22 protein-coding genes are annotated in these 19,052 nt (G+C 63.9%); 10 read left to right on the forward strand and 12 right to left on the reverse strand.

The features are described from left to right. The first annotated feature begins 1 nt into the window (after position 1). The 3 genes from sigJ to OVA00_RS18170 all read left to right on the forward strand — a co-directional run bounded on the left by sigJ (position 2) and on the right by OVA00_RS18170 (position 3,313). On the forward strand, positions 2-895 hold the full coding sequence (gene sigJ / locus OVA00_RS18160; protein WP_268089425.1) for an RNA polymerase sigma factor SigJ: 894 nt from the start codon (positions 2-4) through the stop codon (positions 893-895). Between the two features lie 89 nt (positions 896-984). Beyond that, positions 985-2,412: an MFS transporter gene (locus tag OVA00_RS18165; RefSeq protein ID WP_268089426.1), complete on the forward strand. Its 1,428-nt coding sequence runs from the start codon at positions 985-987 to the stop codon at positions 2,410-2,412. A gap of 85 nt (positions 2,413-2,497) precedes the next feature. Then, a complete protein-coding gene (locus OVA00_RS18170) occupies positions 2,498-3,313 on the forward strand; it encodes a class I SAM-dependent methyltransferase (RefSeq protein ID WP_113186880.1) in 816 nt (271 codons plus the stop codon). A 71-nt stretch (positions 3,314-3,384) separates the two neighbouring features. On the opposite strand, the gene OVA00_RS18175 is transcribed toward OVA00_RS18170, so the two are convergent. Continuing rightward, the gene (locus OVA00_RS18175) at positions 3,385-4,047 is read right to left on the reverse strand and encodes an OmpA family protein (protein ID WP_268089427.1); all 663 of its coding nucleotides are present in this window, start codon (positions 4,045-4,047) and stop codon (positions 3,385-3,387) included. 203 nt (positions 4,048-4,250) lie between these two features. On the opposite strand from OVA00_RS18175, the gene OVA00_RS18180 reads away from it, so the two are divergent. Beyond that, positions 4,251-4,889 (forward strand): exopolysaccharide biosynthesis protein, encoded by a 639-nt coding sequence (locus tag OVA00_RS18180; protein WP_268089428.1) that lies wholly within the window; start codon positions 4,251-4,253, stop codon positions 4,887-4,889. Positions 4,890-5,006: 117 nt separating this feature from the next. Here the strand turns inward: OVA00_RS18180 and OVA00_RS18185 are convergent, their stop codons facing one another. From OVA00_RS18185 to OVA00_RS18200, 4 genes are all read right to left on the reverse strand, one after another. Further along, positions 5,007-5,354 (reverse strand): hypothetical protein, encoded by a 348-nt coding sequence (locus OVA00_RS18185; RefSeq protein ID WP_063894965.1) that lies wholly within the window; start codon positions 5,352-5,354, stop codon positions 5,007-5,009. 99 nt (positions 5,355-5,453) lie between these two features. Continuing rightward, positions 5,454-6,479, reverse strand: a complete 1,026-nt coding sequence (locus OVA00_RS18190) for a histone deacetylase family protein (RefSeq protein WP_060580588.1) — start codon at positions 6,477-6,479, stop codon at positions 5,454-5,456. A 293-nt stretch (positions 6,480-6,772) separates the two neighbouring features. Further along, entirely contained in the window at positions 6,773-7,300 is a 528-nt protein-coding gene (locus OVA00_RS18195; RefSeq protein ID WP_268089429.1) for a GNAT family N-acetyltransferase, read from the reverse strand. A gap of 2 nt (positions 7,301-7,302) precedes the next feature. Continuing rightward, a complete protein-coding gene (locus OVA00_RS18200; protein ID WP_082566367.1) occupies positions 7,303-7,881 on the reverse strand; it encodes a helix-turn-helix domain-containing protein in 579 nt (192 codons plus the stop codon). A 218-nt stretch (positions 7,882-8,099) separates the two neighbouring features. Between OVA00_RS18200 and OVA00_RS18205 the strand changes: the two genes are divergently transcribed. After that, the gene (locus OVA00_RS18205) at positions 8,100-9,341 is read left to right on the forward strand and encodes an MFS transporter (protein WP_029742415.1); all 1,242 of its coding nucleotides are present in this window, start codon (positions 8,100-8,102) and stop codon (positions 9,339-9,341) included. A gap of 70 nt (positions 9,342-9,411) precedes the next feature. After that, positions 9,412-11,238, forward strand: coding sequence for a translation elongation factor 4 (gene lepA / locus OVA00_RS18210; RefSeq protein ID WP_370689543.1), 1,827 nt, complete (start codon positions 9,412-9,414; stop codon positions 11,236-11,238). A 174-nt stretch (positions 11,239-11,412) separates the two neighbouring features. On the opposite strand, the gene OVA00_RS18215 is transcribed toward lepA, so the two are convergent. Next, entirely contained in the window at positions 11,413-12,879 is a 1,467-nt protein-coding gene (locus tag OVA00_RS18215) for an MFS transporter (RefSeq protein WP_268089430.1), read from the reverse strand. 142 nt (positions 12,880-13,021) lie between these two features. Between OVA00_RS18215 and OVA00_RS18220 the strand changes: the two genes are divergently transcribed. After that, a complete protein-coding gene (locus OVA00_RS18220) occupies positions 13,022-13,624 on the forward strand; it encodes a TetR/AcrR family transcriptional regulator (protein ID WP_268089431.1) in 603 nt (200 codons plus the stop codon). A 190-nt stretch (positions 13,625-13,814) separates the two neighbouring features. Here OVA00_RS18220 and OVA00_RS18225 read toward each other — a convergent pair whose 3' ends face one another. Genes OVA00_RS18225 through OVA00_RS18240 form a run of 4 tightly spaced genes read right to left on the reverse strand, consistent with a single transcriptional unit; the run spans position 13,815 to position 16,145 of the window. Further along, entirely contained in the window at positions 13,815-14,327 is a 513-nt protein-coding gene (locus OVA00_RS18225; protein ID WP_268089432.1) for a GNAT family N-acetyltransferase, read from the reverse strand. A 26-nt stretch (positions 14,328-14,353) separates the two neighbouring features. After that, the gene (locus OVA00_RS18230; RefSeq protein WP_268089433.1) at positions 14,354-14,917 is read right to left on the reverse strand and encodes a sugar O-acetyltransferase; all 564 of its coding nucleotides are present in this window, start codon (positions 14,915-14,917) and stop codon (positions 14,354-14,356) included. Then, the gene (locus OVA00_RS18235) at positions 14,914-15,393 is read right to left on the reverse strand and encodes a GFA family protein (protein ID WP_029742408.1); all 480 of its coding nucleotides are present in this window, start codon (positions 15,391-15,393) and stop codon (positions 14,914-14,916) included. Before OVA00_RS18235 ends, OVA00_RS18230 begins: the two co-directional genes overlap by 4 nt. After that, positions 15,390-16,145, reverse strand: a complete 756-nt coding sequence (locus OVA00_RS18240; protein WP_060519873.1) for a type 1 glutamine amidotransferase — start codon at positions 16,143-16,145, stop codon at positions 15,390-15,392. The genes OVA00_RS18235 and OVA00_RS18240 overlap by 4 nt, the downstream gene beginning before the upstream one ends. A 354-nt stretch (positions 16,146-16,499) precedes the next feature. On the opposite strand from OVA00_RS18240, the gene rnk reads away from it, so the two are divergent. Continuing rightward, on the forward strand, positions 16,500-16,904 hold the full coding sequence (rnk, locus tag OVA00_RS18245) for a nucleoside diphosphate kinase regulator (protein WP_029742406.1): 405 nt from the start codon (positions 16,500-16,502) through the stop codon (positions 16,902-16,904). A 95-nt stretch (positions 16,905-16,999) separates the two neighbouring features. Here the strand turns inward: rnk and OVA00_RS18250 are convergent, their stop codons facing one another. After that, a complete protein-coding gene (locus OVA00_RS18250; RefSeq protein WP_029742404.1) occupies positions 17,000-17,455 on the reverse strand; it encodes a DoxX family protein in 456 nt (151 codons plus the stop codon). A 215-nt stretch (positions 17,456-17,670) separates the two neighbouring features. On the opposite strand from OVA00_RS18250, the gene OVA00_RS18255 reads away from it, so the two are divergent. Both OVA00_RS18255 and OVA00_RS18260 read left to right on the forward strand, forming a co-directional pair. Further along, complete coding sequence (locus OVA00_RS18255) at positions 17,671-17,952, forward strand: SelT/SelW/SelH family protein (protein WP_029742402.1); 282 nt, start codon at positions 17,671-17,673, stop codon at positions 17,950-17,952. Between the two features lie 83 nt (positions 17,953-18,035). After that, positions 18,036-18,380 (forward strand): YqaA family protein, encoded by a 345-nt coding sequence (locus tag OVA00_RS18260; protein ID WP_082566375.1) that lies wholly within the window; start codon positions 18,036-18,038, stop codon positions 18,378-18,380. Positions 18,381-18,394: 14 nt separating this feature from the next. Here OVA00_RS18260 and OVA00_RS18265 read toward each other — a convergent pair whose 3' ends face one another. Continuing rightward, a complete protein-coding gene (locus OVA00_RS18265) occupies positions 18,395-19,021 on the reverse strand; it encodes a ribonuclease D (protein ID WP_029742400.1) in 627 nt (208 codons plus the stop codon). Between the last annotated feature and the right edge of the window lie 31 nt (positions 19,022-19,052).

The following is a 19,052-nucleotide window of genomic DNA, read 5'->3' on the forward strand; positions in this document are numbered from 1 at the left end:
CATGAACGACCGGCAGCACATGCAGATCTTCGAGGAGGCGCGCCCGCGCCTTCTCGGCCTTGCCTACCGCATCCTCGGCTCGCGTGCCGATGCGGAAGATGCGGTGCAGGACACGTTCCTGAAATGGCAGGAGGTCGACCGGACAACGGTCGAAACGCCGGCGGCGTGGCTGACGACCGCCTGCACGCGGCGCTGCCTCGACCTCCTGAAGGCGGCGCACCGCAAGCGCATCGATTATGTCGGTGCATGGCTGCCGGAGCCGATCCATACGGCGAGCGATGACAATGCCGAGGAGAAGCTGGCGCTGACATCCTCACTGACGACGGCCTTCCTGCTGATGCTCGAACGGCTCACACCGAAGGAGCGCGCCGCCTATCTGCTGCACGAGATCTTCGGCCAGCCCTATGAGGAAGTGGCCGAAACGCTCGACATGCAGGAAACCGCCGCCCGCAAGCTGGTGTCGCGCGCCAAGACCAATATCGGGCTCGAAAAAGCCCGGCACCAGACGCCGCGTGAGCGACAGGACGAACTGCTTTCGGCCTTCCACCAGGCAATCCACGGCGGCAATGTCGCTAGCCTCTCGGCCCTGCTTTCGGCCGATGTGAAGCTGACGGCCGACGGCGGCGGCAAGGTGGCGACCGTGCTCGGAGTGCTCTCGGGCAAGGAGACGGTGCTCGCCTTTATCATCGATCGGCTTACCGAATACTGGTCGCATTACGTCTGGGAAATCGGCGACATCAACGGCGGCCGCGGCATCGTGCTTCGAGACGAAGCGAAAAACGAGATCGCGGCAACCGTCGCCTTCGGCTATGACGGCGACGGAAACGTCAACGACATCTTCATCATGCGCAACCCGGACAAGCTCACGCATTTCGGCGAGGCTGCGCTCCACTGATACTGGCGGCATCGCCCTTGCAAACGTGATCCTCCCCACCGGCCAGGCCGGTCGCACGTTTTCGGCATACCGCTGCATGAGGTACTGACATGCTCGAAAAAACATCCGCAGCCCACCAGGAAACCGGCTGGCGCGCGCTTTTGACCGGCGGGAACGCCGTGCATTCGCTGGTGCTCAGCGGCGGCGTCGCGCTGCACGCGCTCAACATCTACGTCGTGACGACGATCATGCCGTCGATCGTGCGCGAGATCGGCGGGCTCGAATATTACGCCTGGAGCACGACCGTCTTCGTCGCCGCCTCGATCCTCGGCGCGGCCTTGTCGGCCCGGCTGCTTGGTGCCGTCGGCGCCGGCGGCGCTTATGCGATCGGTGCGCTGGTCTTCGGGCTGGGCACACTCCTCTGCGCTGCGGCCCCCTCGATGGCGATGCTGCTCGCCGGCCGCGCGATCCAGGGTTTCGGCGGCGGGCTGCTCTATGCGCTTGCCTATGGCGTGATCCGTGAGGTCTTCCGGCCGGAGCTCTGGACCCGCGCCATCGGCCTGATTTCGGCCACCTGGGGTACGGCGACGCTGGTCGGCCCGGCGATCGGCGGCATGTTCGCGGAGTTTTCCACCTGGCGCGTCGCCTTCTGGTCGCTCTTGCCGCTGACAGCGCTGCTGGCGACCCTCGCCTTCTCGACCTTGCCGCGCAAGGCTGCCGGCGAAGGCGCACGCACGCCGCTTCCCTTGGTGCAACTGGCACTGCTCGTCGCCATCGTGCTTGCGCTTTCCATCGCCAGCACGCTGACCACGGCGGTGGAGCAGGTAGGCTGCGTCGGCGCGGCGATCCTCATGTTCCTGGCACTGCTCGTCGTCGAGAAACGGGCGACAGGCAAGCTGCTCCCCTCCGGCAGTTTCACCCCGACCTCCCCGCTGGCAGCCCTTTATGCTACGATCACCCTGCTGATGGTCGGCCTGCAGCCGGAAATCTATGTGCCGTACCTCCTGCAGGAGCTGCACGGATTGTCGCCGCTGGTAGCCGGCTACATTGCGGCGCTGATGTCGATCGGCTGGACCGCCGGGTCGATGACAAGCGCCCACTGGCAAGGGGAAAGGGCAAAGCAGACGATCTTTGCCGGCCCGGCCTTCGGCTTTGTCGGCCTGGCACTGATTGCGCTGTTCATGCCGATGGCAGGATCGGAATTCATGGTGATCGCCGCGCCGCTCAGCCTCGGCATCATGGCGGTCGGCTTCGGCATGGGCTTTGCCTGGCCGCACATCGTGACGGCCGTCTATGAATTTGCGCCGGAAGGCGAAGCGGAGAAGGCGTCGAGTTCGATTACCACGATCCAGCTCTTCGCCGCAGCACTCGGCGCGGCGCTGGCCGGGCTTACCGCCAATCTCGCCGGCATCGAAACGCCGTCGACGGAAGGCGTGGCGATGGCGACACGCTGGCTCTTCTGGCTGTTTGCGCTGATGCCGGCGCTGGCCGTCCTGACAGCCGGACGTGTCTGGCGGGCGCGCCGAACGGCGAAATAGGCGCCATTGCGGGCCTTCCCCGGGGTGGAGGGCCTGCAAAATGCAAGCTGTGCGGCGGGGTGCATCACGCCCTTGGGAGGAGAGGATGGAAGCCGAGGAGATCGGCCTTCACGGCGTACGGGAGACCTTGCTGGTCACGCTCCAGGCCAAAGCCGCAGAGAGCGCGTTCCCGGATTCCCTGCTCAACGATCACTTTGCCGCCGATCTCATGCGGCGGCTCGCCGGCAGGCCGAAACCGCCCGATGCCGGCCACGACATGACCATCGGCATTGCCGTGCGCGCCCATATGCTCGACCGCTGGGCGCGCGCCTTTATCGGGCGCCACCCGGACGCAATCGTGCTCAACCTCGGCTGCGGTCTCGACACACGTATATTGCGGCTCGATCCGCCCGCGTCCATCGGCTGGTTCGATGTCGACTTTCCCGATGTGATCGCCTTGCGGCGACAGCTTTTCCCGGCGCGCGCCGGCTGCACGACGATCGCCTCCTCGATAACGGAGCGTGAGTGGATCGACCTCGTTCCGGCGGACCGCCCGGCGATCGTCGTCGCCGAGGGCGTGTTTCCCTATCTCTCAGAACACGAGGTCCGCGACGTCTTGCGACGGCTGACCTCCTGTCTTGCCGGCGGGGAAATCGTCTTCGACGCCTACAGCCATCTCGGTATCGAGCTTTTGCGGCTGAGCCCATCGCTGCGGGCAACGGGGGCGGAGCTTCGCTGGGGGCTGGAAAACGCGCAAACGCTGGAACGCGACGTGCCCGGGCTGACGTTGCTCGACGAGATCAGCGAGTATGATTCAGGCCAGGTCGCACGCCTGTCGCCGATGGCGCGGATAGCGGCGCATGTCGTCAGCGCCCTGCCGATGCTGCGCCGGATGGGCCGCCTGTTGCGCTACCGTTTCTAGCCCGGCAAGGCATGAAAAGGGCCGCGCCTTGCGGCGCAGCCCTTCGATTGCAAGCGGTCGCTTTCGGCCGATCAGGCCTTGATCGGCGCGATCGAGATTTCGACGCGGCGGTTCTGCGCGCGGCCGGCTTCGCTTCCGTTGGAGGCGATCGGACGCTCCTTGCCGTAGCCCATGGCCGACATGCGGCGCTGGTCGACGCCCTGGGCCGCCAGGTAGTTGGCGACCGAAGCGGCGCGGCGCTCGGAGAGGCCCTGGTTGTAGGAGGCGCTGCCGGTCGCGTCCGTGTGGCCATCGACGTCGATCATCGTCTTGTTGAACTTGCGCAGCACGATCGCCACCGAGTTCAGCGTGTCGTAGAAGGCCGGGATCACCTGGTCGCGGTCGGTCGCGAACGTGATGTTGGACGGCATGTTGAGGATGATGCGGTCGCCGGCGCGGGTGACCGATACGCCGGTGCCCTGCAGCTGGGCGCGCAGTTCGGCTTCCTGGTTGTCCATGTAGTTGCCGATCAGGCCGCCGCCGAGACCGCCGATTGCGGCGCCGACGAGTGCGGAGTCACGCCGCCCTGCGGCACTGCCGCCAACCAGCAGACCGGTTGCTGCGCCGAGGCCTGCGCCGATCAGCGCGCCACCGGCCGTGTTCGACATCTTCTGCTCGCCCGTATAGGGATCAGTGGTGGTGCATCCCGAAAGATAGATGGCCGCGACAGCCAGAATGGCGCATTTCTTGATCATGGAATCAGTTGTCCCCATTGGTGCTCGAAGTTGCTTCATACTAGCGATTGCGGCAGGAAGATGAAGAGGCGTCCCATTCACGCCAAGGTTTACCGGCAGATCCAGCTTCGCCAGCGGCTGGCGTGGCCATCAGGGCACACAATAACCGATCCTTCACACGCTCTTGATAGGACGGGCACCAAAGAAAAGAGAGGCAAGCTCCAATGGCAATCGAGTTCGGCGACACGCAACGCAGTCTCAGCGACACGCTCAACGGCATGATTGCCTCGATCCGCGGCGAGACGATCACGCTACGCGAGCTGATGACGGAAATCGGCGAACAGGGCTTCCTGCTGCTATGCGCCCTGCTGACGCTGCCGTTTCTGCTGCCGGTGTCGATCCCGGGCGTCAGCACCGTCTTCGGCGCAGCGATCATCCTGATTTCCGTATCGGTCACGCTCAATCGCCTGCCGTGGATGCCGCAGCGCATTCTCGATCGCCGGATCGAAACCGAGAAGCTGGTGCCGACGCTGCAGAAAGGCGCGGATCTCGTTTCCAAGCTGGATCGTTACGTCCGTCCGCGTCTCGGCTTCCTGACGAAGGGCGCGCTGATGAACCGCTTCAACGGCCTGATGATCATGGCCGGCGGCATTCTCCTGATGTTCCCGCTCGGCCTGATCCCGCTGTCGAACACGCTGCCGGGGATCGCGATCCTCTTACTCTCGCTCGGTATCATCCAGCGCGACGGACTGATGGTGGCCGGCGGCTATCTCTTCCTGATCGCGACCACGGTCTACTTCACCGTGCTTGCCTATATGGCCTTTGCCGCCGGTCAGGGCCTGTCGTCGTTCTTGGTCTCCTGACACATATTCACATCAGGCGTGTGGATCGGCCCGGCCAACTGCCGGGCCTTTTCGTTCTGACCATCTGTGGCACGCAATTCCGGACCGAAACCGCTGTACACGTTTCCTGGAATTGCTCTAGGCAGCCAGACCGCCGAAAGCCCGGTAGCTGGCAAAGTCGGTGCGGATGCCGAGCATCTTCATCAGCGCCTCGCGATCGAGGCCGAGCTGGCGGTCGAACTCGATGAGCGCGGCTGCGACCTTCGGCGCGACGTCGGCATTGGCGAATTCGATCATGGTGATGAAGTCAAACTGGCCAGGACCGGCGTGCTGCTCCAGGAACAGGTCCTTCACATATCCATCCTGCTTGCGGATGACGGCCAGCGTCTTGTCGACCAGCTCGACGAACTGCGGCCGCGCTTCCGCCGGCACGGTGTATTTGTTGATGCGGTAAAGCGGCGCCACGCTATTTGATTGACTGCTCATAGCTCTTTTCCTCTCATCTCTTTTTGAACGAGAGCAGTCGTACGACCTCAAGTATAGTTGAGGTCAATAGTGGCAAAACGCTTTTCCGATGACGGAATCCTAGCCGGAAATACCTCTCAGCACGTTGGCGACGTTGAGGCCGATTTCCGGCACGCCGTAGCCCCCCTCCATGCAGACGACGACCGGCAGGCCGGTGCGCCGCAACGCCTCGCCCATGCGCAGATAGTCTTCGGACTTCAGCTGGAAGAACGAGATCGGGTCGCGCTCGAAGGTATCGACGCCGAGCGAGACGACCAGGGCTTCGGCACCGAAGGCCTCGATGCGCGAGAGCGCGTCGGCCATGGCGCCCGACCAGGCATCAAACAGGGTGCCGCGCGGCAGCGGATAGTTTTTCGTCGTGCCGAGCCCGGCACCGGCACCCTCCTCGTCGGCAAAGCCGAGGAAATGCGGGAAGGCCTCGACCGGGTCGCCATGCAGCGAGGCGAAGTAAACGTCGCCGCGTTCGTAGAAAATATCCTGGGTGCCGTTGCCGTGGTGGAAATCGACATCGAGCACGGCGACCTTCTGGGCACCATGATCCCGCAAGCGCTGCGCGGCGCAGGCGGCATTGTTGATGAAGGAATAGCCGCCATAGAGATCGATCGCCGCATGATGGCCGGGCGGGCGGCAGAGCGCGAAGGCGGCACGGCTCCCGGTGTGGATGTGGTCGGCCGCCGAGATGGCGCAATCCATCGCCGCGCGGGCGGCGGCGTAGGTACCCTCAGTGATCGCCGTTTCCGCGGCGAAGGAATAGTAACCGAGCGCGCCGTCGATATCCCTCGGCGGATGCTGGCGCATGCGCCGCGCCGGGAAGCAGGCCGGGATCGCCTCCCCCCTGTAGCCATCAGCGACCCAGCGCGACCAGGCGGTCTCGAGGAAGTCGAGGTAATCGGGCGCGTGCAGCTTGAGAGCGACATCGAGACCGTGACGCTCGGGTGCCACGACATCAAGGAAACCCGCTTCCTTCACCGCCGCCAGGATCCATTCGGCGCGGAACGGCGCCTCGAAAGGCGGCACGAGTTCGCCGCCGAAAAGTTCGGTCTTGGCGTCGCGGAGCTTGTGGTCTTCGGAATAGTAGATGCGCATGGGGGTATCCTGTTCGGGTGCGACTGGCGGGCGCGGGCAACCTACGACAGGAGTCGGGCTGCTGGCCATCTCGGCGTGCGCCCTCATCCGGCCTGCCGACCACCTTCTCCCTGCAAGCGGGGCGACGGAGACGCGCGGCACCCGCTCGCTTCAACAACAGCACTGTTGAAGGGCGATGGCTTCGCCCGACAGCTTTGCGAACTGGCACGTCCCCTCTCCCCGCCTGCGGGGAGAGGGCTAGTCCTCGGTTTCAACCCGAGGGGAGGGGCAATCGCGAGACACAATAAATGCCGCTAAGCCGCAATCCGCTTGTAGAAGAATGTCGTGGCGCAGAGGCCGCCTTCCGGCCACATCGCATAGTCGGGGATGACGCCGACGCGCTCCCAGCCCAGGCGCGGATAGATCGCCTCGGCATCGCTGCCAGTCGCGGTGTCGAGCACCAGTAGCGTCTTGCCACGGGTGGCGGCTTCGCGTTCGACCGCGTCCATCAGCCGGCGTGCCAGCCCTTTGCCGCGGGCGTCGCGATGCACCAGCAGCTTCTTCAGATCGCCGCGGTGCGGCTGGTTCGGCATCTGCGCGACACCGACCTGCACGGTGCCGAGGATGCGGCCTGCAACCTCGGCCACCATCAGCAACGTCTCGCCGCCCGCAACCGCCTCGGCGACGCCGCGCCAGTAGGCAAGCGCGCTCTCGGGCGGATAGGGCTGCATGAAACCGACCGAGGCGCCACCCTCGACGCAATCGGACAGCACCTCGGCGAGCGCAGGGACGGCGGCCAGCGCTTCATTCGCAGACAGCAGGCGGATCTGAATATCGGACATGGTCAAACCTTGGTGCGGCAGAGGATGACGGCGTAGTGAGCCGGCTCATCATGAGGGTTGTGAAAGATGTGTCCCGCCTCCAGCCCCATGAACAGGCAATCGCCTGGCTCGAGCGAATGGAAGCCGGATTCGGTCGTCATTTCGAGCCGCCCGGAAAAGAGCCATAGGTGCTGGGTAATGCCGCGATCGGAGGGTTGCCTCTCGAAGACGACACGGGCACCGGGCGGAAACTCGACCTCGACGATATCGATCGGCGAGCCAAGGCCATCCGGCGAGACGGAACGGCGCAGATAGCCGGATTCCGGATCGCGCCAGAGCCGCTGGTCGGCGCGCCTGGCAAGCGGTGACGCCTCCTCGGCATCAAAGGCAAAGAGTGCTGAAAGCGTGGTTGAGAGCGCGCTGCAGAGCTTGGCAAGAAGCTGGGCGGTCGGGCTCGCCTCGCCGCGCTCGATGCGCGAGATCATCGCCCGGCTGACACCGGAACTAGCGGCAAGCTCGTCGAGCGTCAGGTTCTGTTGCGTCCGCAGCGTGCGAATGCGCTCGCCGATGGCATGTTCGAGGGGATCGGTGACGTTTTCCATTATTTGAGATTGCATTTCTCATATAGTGGAGTCAAGACTGCGAAAGACCGAAAATACAGGCATGCGATGCCGCTTTGGCGACAGCGCAACAAGGGTATTTCGGCTAAGGTGGCAGCTTCGGACGCAGAAACGAGAAAAGCTTTCACTTCAATACTTTAGACAGCCCTCATCCATCACGCCAGCGCACCCGCACGGGCGGCCTCATCGACAGGTTGGACATGACAAAGCAGCCCTCCTCGCTGACCTCGATCGCCAGTATCGTCGCCTCGATGACGGCGGTGGCGATCGGCAACGGCATGATGCTCGCCTATGTGCCCTTCGCGCTGACGCGCTCGGACGCGCCGGACTGGGTGCCGGGTGCTGCGGTCACGATGATCGCCTTCGGCGGGCTGATCGGCTGCGTCATCGCCGGACCGATGATCCGTCGTGTCGGCCATGCGCGCGCCTTCTCCTGCTCGATGGCGCTCGTCATCCTCTCGGCGCTGACGATCGCGCTCGGCATGCATCCGCTCTTGTGGGTACTGGCCCGCGGGCTTTATGGCGCGTCCGGCAACACCAATTTCATCATCGCCCAAAGCTGGCTCAACCATGCGAGCGAAAACCACTGGCGCGGCAAGGCGATGGCGCTGTTCTACATGGCCTATGTCATCGGGCTCGGCACCGGCGCCTGGCTGTTCGGACAGATCCCGGCCGACGGCAACCTGCCGCCGCTCGTCACCATCTTCTTCACAGCGCTCGCGCTCTTGCCGATCGGGCTGACGCGGCTGCCGACGCCACCGCCGCCGGCCAAAGTGAGCATCGACATCCCGATGGTCTGGCGCAATTCCCCCGTCGCCTTCATCGGCGTGCTTGCCGCCGGCGGCCTTTCGATGGTGGTGCAGGGCTTCACGCCGATCTATGCGGCCGCCAACAATGTCAGTCAGAGCGACGTCGCCAATCTGATGTTCGTCATGCAATTCGGCCTCATCGCCATCCAGTATCCGATGGGAACATTGTCGGACCGGATCGACCGGCGCCTGGTGTTGATCGGCACGTGCCTGTTGATCCTTGCTGCCGGCTTCTTCGCGCTTTCGGCGTCGTTCAGCAATCTGCTCCTTCTGATGCTGGTCTTCGCGCTCTTTGCAGGTGCTGTCGAGACCGTCTATTCGATCGCCAATGCGCATGCCAACGACCGCACGGATCCCGCCGATTTCGTACCGCTTGCCAGCACCATGCTGGTCGCCTGGTCGATTGCTGCGACCGTCGTGCCGATGCTGGTGACGCTGCTGACACCGGTGTTCGGGCAGCGCACGTTCATCTATGCGGCGATGGCCGTTGCCGCGCTTTATGCCTTCTTCGTGCTGCTCAGGTTGCGCAAACGTGATGAGGTGCCGGCGGCCGAGCGCGAGAGCTTCGAGATCAGGAGCGCGCAGGTGCCCAATGCCGGCGCGCTCGTCGATGCGGAAGCGGGGGCCGAATAGGCCGATTTATAGTGAACGAAGCCTTCATTTCCCGCTTTGCGGCGGTTGAAGGCACTGCTATATGCGGCCCATGAGCACAACATCTTCGAAGACGCCCCTTTCGCATATCCGCAACTTCTCGATCGTGGCCCACATCGACCACGGCAAGTCGACGCTTGCTGACCGGCTGATCCAGTCCACCGGTGGCCTCGCCGAGCGCGAGATGTCCGAGCAGGTGCTCGACAGCATGGATATCGAGCGTGAGCGCGGCATCACCATCAAGGCCCAGACGGTGCGCCTGCACTACAAGGCCAATGATGGCGAAACCTATGTGCTGAACCTGATCGACACCCCCGGCCACGTCGACTTCGCCTACGAAGTCTCGCGCTCGCTTTCGGCCTGCGAAGGCTCGCTGCTTGTCGTCGACGCGTCGCAGGGCGTGGAAGCCCAGACGCTCGCCAACGTCTACCAGGCGATCGACAACAACCACGAGCTCGTCACCGTGCTCAACAAGATCGACCTGCCGGCGGCCGAACCGGACCGCATCAAGGAGCAGATCGAGGAAGTGATCGGCATCGACGCTTCGGACGCGGTGCTGATCTCGGCGAAGACCGGCCTCGGTATTCCTGATGTCCTCGAAGCCATCGTCACCAAGCTGCCGGCGCCGAAGAGCGACGGCGGCGATGCGGCGCCCTTGAAGGCGCTGCTCGTCGACAGCTGGTACGACACCTATCTCGGCGTCATGGTTCTCGTGCGCATCATCGACGGCACGCTCAAGAAGGGCATGACCATCCGCATGATGGGCACCGACGCCAAGTACACGATCGAACGTGTCGGCGTGCTGACCCCGAAGATGGTTGCGATGGATGCGCTCGGCCCCGGCGAGATCGGTTTCATCACCGCCTCGATCAAGGAAGTGGCCGACACCCGCGTCGGCGATACTATCACCGAGGACAAGCGCCCGACCGCAACCGCGCTGCCGGGCTTCAAGCCGGCACAGCCGGTGGTCTTCTGCGGCCTGTTCCCGGTCGATGCTGCCGACTTCGAGGACCTGCGCTCGGCGATGGGCAAGCTGCGCCTCAACGACGCCTCGTTCTCGTTCGAGATGGAATCCTCGGCAGCACTCGGCTTCGGCTTCCGTTGCGGCTTCCTCGGTCTGCTGCACCTCGAAATCATCCAGGAGCGTCTCGAGCGCGAGTTCGACCTCGACCTGATCGCGACGGCCCCGTCGGTCGTCTACAAGCTGTTCATGACGGACGGCTCGGAACGCGAGTTGCACAACCCGGCCGATATGCCCGACGTCGTCAAGATCGCAGAAATCCACGAGCCGTGGATCCGCGCGACGATCCTGACGCCCGACGACTATCTCGGCGGCATCCTCAAACTCTGTCAGGACCGCCGCGGCATCCAGATCGAGCTGACCTATGTCGGCACCCGCGCGATGCTGACCTACGACCTGCCGCTCAACGAAGTCGTGTTCGATTTCTACGACCGCCTGAAGTCGATCTCCAAGGGTTATGCCTCGTTCGACTACCAGATCACCGAGCACAAGGAAGGCAACCTTGTGAAGATGTCGATCCTCGTCAACGGCGAGCCGGTCGATGCGCTGTCGATGATGGTGCACCGGATGGCAGCCGAAAAGCGCGGCCGCGAAATGTGCGAAAAGCTCAAGGAGCTGATCCCGAAGCACATGTTCAAGATCCCGATCCAGGCGGCCATAGGCGGCAACGTGATTGCCCGTGAAACCATCTCGGCGCTGCGCAAGGACGTAACCGCCAAGTGCTACGGCGGCGACGCCACCCGCAAGCGCAAGCTGCTCGAAAAGCAGAAGGCCGGCAAGAAGCGCATGCGCCAGTTCGGCAAGGTGGAGATTCCGCAGGAAGCCTTCATCGCCGCCCTCAAGATGGGCGACGAGTAAGCGGCAGCGCCGCATGTTTCAACGTTTGAAAGGGCGACCCTCGGGTCGCCCTTTTTGGTTTGTGAAGGTGAGGCGATGCTGGAGCCGCAGGATTATGCGCGCAGGTCTAGTTTCCTGGAGCGAACTACTCCGTTCTTTTGACCCAAGGCGACTCACAGTGGCGTCCCACCCCACCTACTCCGGCAGCTTCTTCGGCAACCAGAGCCAGGCCATGATGCCCAATGCGAGCAGCGACAGGGCGCCGACGCCGGCCGCGATGTGAAGACCGGTGAGGAAGGCGTCCTTGGCCTGCAGCACCGCTTCAGAAGCAAGGCCCGGCTGATCAAGGGTTTCGTTCAGCGTGCCAGCCACGCCGGGGCCGAGCAGCCGGAAGCTGAGTGCCGCCAGTGAACCCAGAAGCGTGATACCGAGCGCATTTCCGAGTTCGTTGCTGGTCTCGGCGATCGAGCCCGCGGCACCGGCGCGTTCGGCAGGCACCGCCGACACGGCGATCTCGGCGACGAGGCTGAAGGAGAGGCCGTAGCCGATGCCCGCAACCACAGTCGAGGCGATGAGCGCTGCCACGCCCGCCTCGGTGCTCGTGAGGAGCGGCAGAAAGAGGCCGGCTGCGATCAGGAAATGCGTCGCAACAAGCGCCGTCTTGCGGCCGACCACATCGACGATGCGCGCTGTCCCGACACAAGTCGCCATCAGCACGACGGCGCCGGGCAAGGTCAAAAGTGCTGCGGTAAAAACATCGAAGCCGAGGATCGATTGCAGATAGATGCCCGAGAGGTAACCGACGGCGGACCAGACGACCAGCGGCAGGAGGCCGGTGAGAATGGCGATGGAAAAGATGCGGTCCCGGAACAGGCCGAGGTCGAGCAGCGGATAGGCGATCCGCGTTTGCCTGCGAAGAAACAACGCGATGGCGAGGACGCCGACGATCCCGGCAAGCGTCTGTAGCGGCGTGAAGCCGTAGGCGGCCGCGGTCTTCAGCGAATAGGTGGTGAGCAGGATACCGGCAAAGGACAGGACAAGGCTTGGCAGGTCAATGCGGCCATAGGTCGTGGAGCGCACCTCGCGAAGCAGAATGGGTGCGGCGACCAGGAAGCCGAGCACGACGGGAACGTTGATCAGGAACACCACGCCCCACTCGAGCCGCTGCAACAGGATGCCGCCGATAACCGGACCGATGGCGAAGCCGGCTGCAAAGGTGGCGGCGAAGATGCCGATCGCCTGCGCCCGCAGTCGCGGATCCGGAAACAGCGCGCTGACGATTGCCAGCCCCGAGGGCAGCAATGTCGCGCCGCCGAGCCCCATCAGCGCCCGGGAAGCAATCAACGCCATGGGCGACTGCGCATAGGCCGCACCGAGCGATCCTGCACCGAAGATCACCGCGCCGATCATGATCAGCTTCAACCGCCCGTAGCGATCGCCGATATTGCCGAAGGCAATGAGCAGCGAACCGACGACGAAACCGTAGATATCGAGGATCCAGAGCGCCTGGTCGGCGGTGGGCAAGAGAGCCGAGGTCACGCGCGGCATGGCGAGATAGAGGATGGAGCCATCCATGGCCACGATGAGGACCAGTGGCAGCACGGCGATGAGGCCGAGCCATGCGCTTCGGCCTTGGGAGTGAGGGAGTGAGACGTCAGTCATTGGGCACGAATCCTTTGCAAACGGCACGCGTCGGCATGCCGCTTCGGCCGCCGCCCGTCAGGCAGGCGGATGGTTGCGGTTGGGAGATATCTTCTATATACTTAAGGTAAGTTACTTTTGGTATATAGTGATGTCAAGCACCATGGAAAGAGACACGGTCACCGCCAAACGCGTTCGCCTCACCCGCGAGCAGCGGCGACGCCAGCTGCTGGACGTCGCCTGGAGGCTCGTTCGCGAGGAAGGGACCGATGTGCTGACGCTGCCGCGCCTGGCCGAGGAAGCGGCCGTCGCCAAGCCGGTCGTCTATGATCATTTCGGAACACGCAACGGACTGCTCGCCGCGCTCTACCAGGATTTTGATGTGCGCCAGACGGTGGTGATGGACGCTGCCATTGCCGCGAGCGACCCAACGCTGGAAGCGACAGTCAGGACGATTGCCGCCTCCTATGTCGACTGCGTGCTCACGCAGGGTCGCGAGATGCCCGGCGTGCTGGCGGCCCTCGCCGGCTCGCCCGAGCTTGCGGCCGTCAAACGGGACTATCAGCTGGTCTATATCGAAAAGTGCCGAAAGGTGCTGGGCCCGTTCATCGGGCAGAGGGGCATCGCACAGGCCGGTTTCTGGGCAATGCTCGGCGCAGCCGATGGCTTGTCCCACGCTGCAGCGACGAGCGAAATCACCGCCGACGAGGCTCAGGACGAGCTTTACGAGACGATCATTGCCATGGTGAACAGAAGCTGCCGTTAGAGCGGCACGCTTTCAAGAGATGCCCTTGGCGAGCGTCGACGCTCTTTTATCGCCGACGCCTCTCGCCAAGGCGTGGGGCCGATCTCCTCAAGACCGATCCACCCTATGATGTCAGCTGCCTCCTGGACTGAACTTCAGGCCCGGGGATGAAGACCGGGAGGGTGGCGCTGCCAGAGCGGCAGTGCTCGCCTCATCCGTCCTCAAGCACGTACCGCTTCGAAATGCGATCCACCAACTGCCCGTCCTTCAGCGGCACCGCCTTGTCGACCTTGTAGTCGACGAAACCCATCTTGCCGTAATAAGTGAGCCCGCTGACGTTGTCCGCACGGATGGTGGCGTTGAGGGCTTTCAGGCCGATCGAGCGGGCGAAGTCGCAGGTGGCCTTAAAGAGCGCCGTGCCGGCCCCAGGCACCTTGTTGTCGGGGCGCGAGAACGTGCCGATGTCGGCCCAATCTTGCGGTATGCCGTCCCACCGGTCGAGCGCCTGGAAGGCGCAAGGCTCACCCGCCTCGTCCTCGGCGACGAAACAACTGACGAAGCCCGGGCCGGCGAGATAGTGCGCCACGAAGCTCTCAGGCGTGAACGGCGTCTGATGGGCCGTGGTGCCACCGATCGCGATGATCTCGTTGAGGAAAGCGCACAACGCAGGTGCATCTTCTGGCCGCGCCGGGCGCACGTGGATCGTCTTCATCTCAATCGTCATCAAAAATCATTCCTCCTGAAATCGCCTTACGTAGACACGCGGCGGAGCGGCCGCGCCGGGTTGCCGGCGACCACGGCGCCGGCCGCCACGTCCTTCGTCACCACCGAGCCCGCACCGACGATCGCGCCATCCCCGATCGTGACACCGCCGAGAATGATCGCGCCGCCGCCGATCCAGACATCGGCACCGATCGTCACCGGCTTGGCGACTTCGAGGCCTTGGCCGCGAAGCACGGCATCCCTGTGGTGCTCGGCGCAATAGATCTGCACGTTCGGCCCCAGCATCGTCCCCGCCCCGATCGCCACGCGGCCGCTGTCGAGGATCGTGCAGCCGGCATTGAGATAGACGCGGGCGCCAAGGTGGATGTTGATGCCGTAGGAGCAATGGAATGGCGCCTCGATGAAGACGTTGTCAGCGACCGCACCGAACAGCACCCGCAGCGCCGACGCCATGTTTCCACGCTCGATCGGCGCCATGGCGTTGTGCTGATGGACAGCATCGCGTGCCGCCATCCGAAGTGCCTCGAGTTCGTCGACGAGGCAGGAGTACCATTCTCCGGCTGCCATCTTGTCGCGTTCGCTGGCTGTCACGCTTTTGCTTTCGCTTCCGCGGCTTCGCGCCGTGCCAGGCTTTCCGGCGGCCACATCGTCTTCATGTCGTAATAAATCTCGAAAGCCGGTGCGCCGCCCTCGAGCGACAGCCAAGCAACCTTGGAGCGGGTGAAGATATGCGCATCCGGCGGGAAGTCCGACGGGCGGTCAAGGCTTGCGATCCGGACGAAGGAAAGCCAGCCGCGCCGGCCGTAGTCGCTCCAGAGGGCCGTCTGGCATTCGGCACAGCGGTAGACATCATGCGGACGGCCGCTGTCCGTCGGAAGCGTCACGACGACCGGCTCGCCCTCAATGAGTTCGATGTTGTCGCGCTCGATCACGCCGTTGACGACGAAGGCGCTACCGACCTGGCGCTGGCAATCGCTGCAATGGCAGCAATTGACGAACATCGGCGCCGCCTTCAGCCGATAGCGGATCCTGCCGCAGAAGCAGCCGCCGTTTAGTGCCTCGCTCATCCGGTAACCTCCTCCAACGCCGGTTCCTCATTCACCGCGCCGCCCTGATGGCGAACGATCGTCGCGACCCAGGCGCGAGCAAGAGACAGGCCCGCGGCATCCGCCTGGCGGCCGTGGCGCGCGGCGTGTTCGCGATAGCGCGCAAGCCAGGTCGGATCGAGCCGCTTGATGGTGTCCGGGAAAGCGCGGTTCCAGTCTTCGACCAGGTGTGTGTCGGCCTCGAAGTGGAATTGGGTGCCGTAGGCGGCGCGGCCGACGCGGAAGGCCTGATGTCGGGTGACGGCGTTTTCGGCGAGATGGACAGCCCCCTCGGGCAGCGTGAAAGTGTCTCCGTGCCACTGGAAGATCGGGAAGCTCTCACCGACGCTGGAAAGGACCGGGTCCTCGGCGCCTTCGCCGCGCACCTGCACCTCGCACCAACCGAACTCCTTGGCCTCGCCCAGCAGGTTCCGGCCCCCATAGGCGCGGGCGAGAAGCTGGCTGCCGAGGCAGATGCCGAGCACGGAACGGCCGCTGTCACCGAAGCGGCGCATCAGCGCGGCAAGATCAGGCAGATAGGGATAGGCGGCATCGTCGAGCGCGCTCTGCTCGCCGCCAAGCACCACCAGTGCGTCGTATCCTTCCGGTGTTTCAGGAACGGCCTCGCCGAGATAGGCGCGGCGGATCTCGATCTCGGCCTTTGCCTCGCGAAGCGCCGTGCCGACCTGGCCGAGCTCGGTCTTCGCCATGTTTTCAACCACCAGCACCCGCATCATCGCATTCCCTTCGCATCGACCGTGGAGATTGACCACGAGCGCGGCCACTGTTCAAGAGGTCACATAGCGATGCGATGATGCGGACGGGTTCATGCGGGCCTTGACTTCGTGAGCGAACTTTCCGACCCTTGGGGCATGATGATGCCGACGATTTCTTCTCATTGCTGCTTCCGGGTGTGCCCGATCGCAGGAACCTGACCCCAGCCCGGACGCTTGCGCTCTCCGGGTCAGGGGAGCCTTTCGCGTCGGCAGAAGAAATTTCCGAGCGCGGCTGAACGAGCGCCTAATCTCCAGAAAACCTATTCGATTGCGCCCTGTCGTGCGCTTCGATTGAACGTGTCAGGTCCCATCATGGCGGCAACCCGCAAGAAACTTCCCCCGATCATCATCAATGCCGAAGACCACAAGCGGCTGACGGCGCTCGCCTCCTCCGCGCTAGAGCGCGTGCCTGATGTCGCCGAGGCACTGCTCTTTGAACTCGACCGCGCCCGCGTCGGCGCGCCCGACGCGCTGCCCGCCGACAGCGTGCAGATGGGCTCCACCGTCGCCTTCGAGGCCGACAATGGTTTTGCCAAGCAGGTAACGCTCGTCTATCCCGGCGAGGCCGATATCGAAGCCGGCCGCATCTCTGTGCTGACCCCTGTCGGCGCGGCGCTGATCGGGCTCTCCGTCGGCCAGTCGATCGACTGGCAGGACCGGTCGGGCAAGGTGCACCGGATGACCATTCGCAGCGTGACGGCGAAGGAAAGCGCCTGAGAGGTCGCGACGGCGAAAGCCTCACCAGCTGCAAGACGAAAACGGGGAGGCCGGTTTTCACCGCCTCCCCGTTTTTCTAAGCGTCGTTCATTCGATCAGAACTGCTTGCCGAGCTTGGCGTCGACAGACTGGCTGTTGGCGCCGCGGATGGCGAAGAAGAACAGGATCGCTGCCCAGAGGATCGACTTCTCCGCGCCGAAGAGGCCCTCACCCTGCACGATGCCATGGAAGTAGACGGTGACGAGCAGCACGATCATGCCGGCAAAGGCAGCCGGGCGCGTCAACAAACCGATCGCGATCAAAATGCCGCCGAAGAATTCGGTCGCGGCGAGCAGCGGCGACCAGAAGACGCCGGGATAGAAGCCGAGGCCCTCGACCATGCCGATCGCGCCGAAGGGATTGGTGATCTTGCCAAAACCGTGAACCGCAAGCAGAGCACCGGCGAGCACACGCAACAGCGTTTCGGCGGATGTATTGAGCGGCAGATAGATCTTTTCCAGCGCCGGCAGGATGGCGCGCGGGCGGGAACTGGAAACGGTGACGTCGGTCATTAAGGGGCCTCTCCGGCGGTTGGGTGCGACAATTTGTGCAATGCCGCATTGTCTCGCCGCGACGACCGCGCAAAGCAAGCTATCCGCCGATAAAAACATGACTAAATTGGTTGACAATCGTGTGAGCGCAGCGTGAGCATGAGCCCCCGGAACGCAGTTGTTTCCAACTGAGGCGACCGCTATGGTCGCCGCCCGAAGCACATCCGAGACACCCGATGGACCAGAAGCCGCGCATCACCATCCTTTACTGCACCCAGTGCAACTGGCTGCTTCGCGCCGGCTGGATGGCGCAGGAACTGCTGCAGACGTTCGGGCAGTCGCTCGGCGAAGTGGCGCTCATTCCCGGCACCGGCGGCAATTTCGAGATCCGCGTCGATGACGCGCTCATCTGGGAGCGCAAGCGGGACGGCGGTTTCCCCGGGCCGAAGGAACTGAAGCAGCGCATCCGCGACATCATCGAGCCGGAGCGCGATCTCGGTCATACGGACAGGAGCTGATCCTGGATTTCGGAATTCTTGCCGGCGTCTTTTCCGCGGCCTTCCTGTCGGCGACGTTGCTTTTCGGCATGTCGGAAGCTGCGATCGTGGCCGCCGCCCTGCACGGCGAAACGAGCCGCCCTGCCCTCTTCATCGCCGCGACATCAGGCAACGTGCTCGGCGCCGTCGTCAATTTTGCGCTCGGGCGTTTTCTGATCCGCTTCGAGGGGCGCCGGTGGTTTCCAGTTTCGCCCACCAATCGGCAAAAGGCAGAGGCGCTCTTTGCCCGCTACGGCCAGCCGGTGCTGCTTCTTTCCTGGCTGCCGGTCATCGGCGACCCACTGACGCTGGTCGCCGGATTGCTGCGCATGAAGCTGCCGCTGTTCCTGCTGTTCGTCACCATCGGCAAGGCCGCACGTTATGCGGTCGTCCTTTACCTGACGCCATAGCAGCCCCGCACAACTCAGCTGTGCGCGAAGATATCCGTCTCGTCCCAGCCAAGCAGGTCAAGCTTGGAGCGCGTCGGCAGGAAGGCGAAGCAGGCTTCGGCATGCTCGATGCGACCATCGCGGATGAGGCGCGCCGTCAGCTTGTCGCGCAGCGCATGCAGGTGCAGCACGTCGGAGGCGGCATATTCGAGCTGCGCCTGCGACAGGGTCTCTGCTGCCCAGTCGGACGACTGCTGCTGCTTGGAAATGTCGACGTCGAGCATTTCCTTGAGGTTGTCCTTGAGGCCGTGGCGATCGGTGTAAGTGCGGGTCAGCCGCGAGGCGATCTTGGTGCAGAAGACCGGCGTCGTCGTCACCCCGAAGGTATGGAAGAGGACGGCGATATCGAAGCGGCCGAAATGGAAGATCTTCTGGCGGGCCGGATCGGCAAGCATGGCGACGAGGTTCGGCGCTTGCTTCTGGCCGGCTGCGATGCGGATCACGTCGGCCGTACCGTCGCCCGGAGACAGCTGCACCACGCAAAGGCGATCACGGCGGGGGATGAGGCCGAGCGTTTCCGTGTCGATCGCGATTGCGCCTCGATAACGGTCGGCGTCGGCTGCGGAGATATCGCCTTCATGGAACCGTATTGCATTCGCCATCGAAAATCCCCAGATCAAACGAAGTGGTGTG

Origin of the sequence: Ensifer sp. SL37, assembly GCF_026672675.1 — a bacterium.
GTDB classification, from domain to species: domain Bacteria; phylum Pseudomonadota; class Alphaproteobacteria; order Rhizobiales; family Rhizobiaceae; genus Ensifer; species Ensifer adhaerens.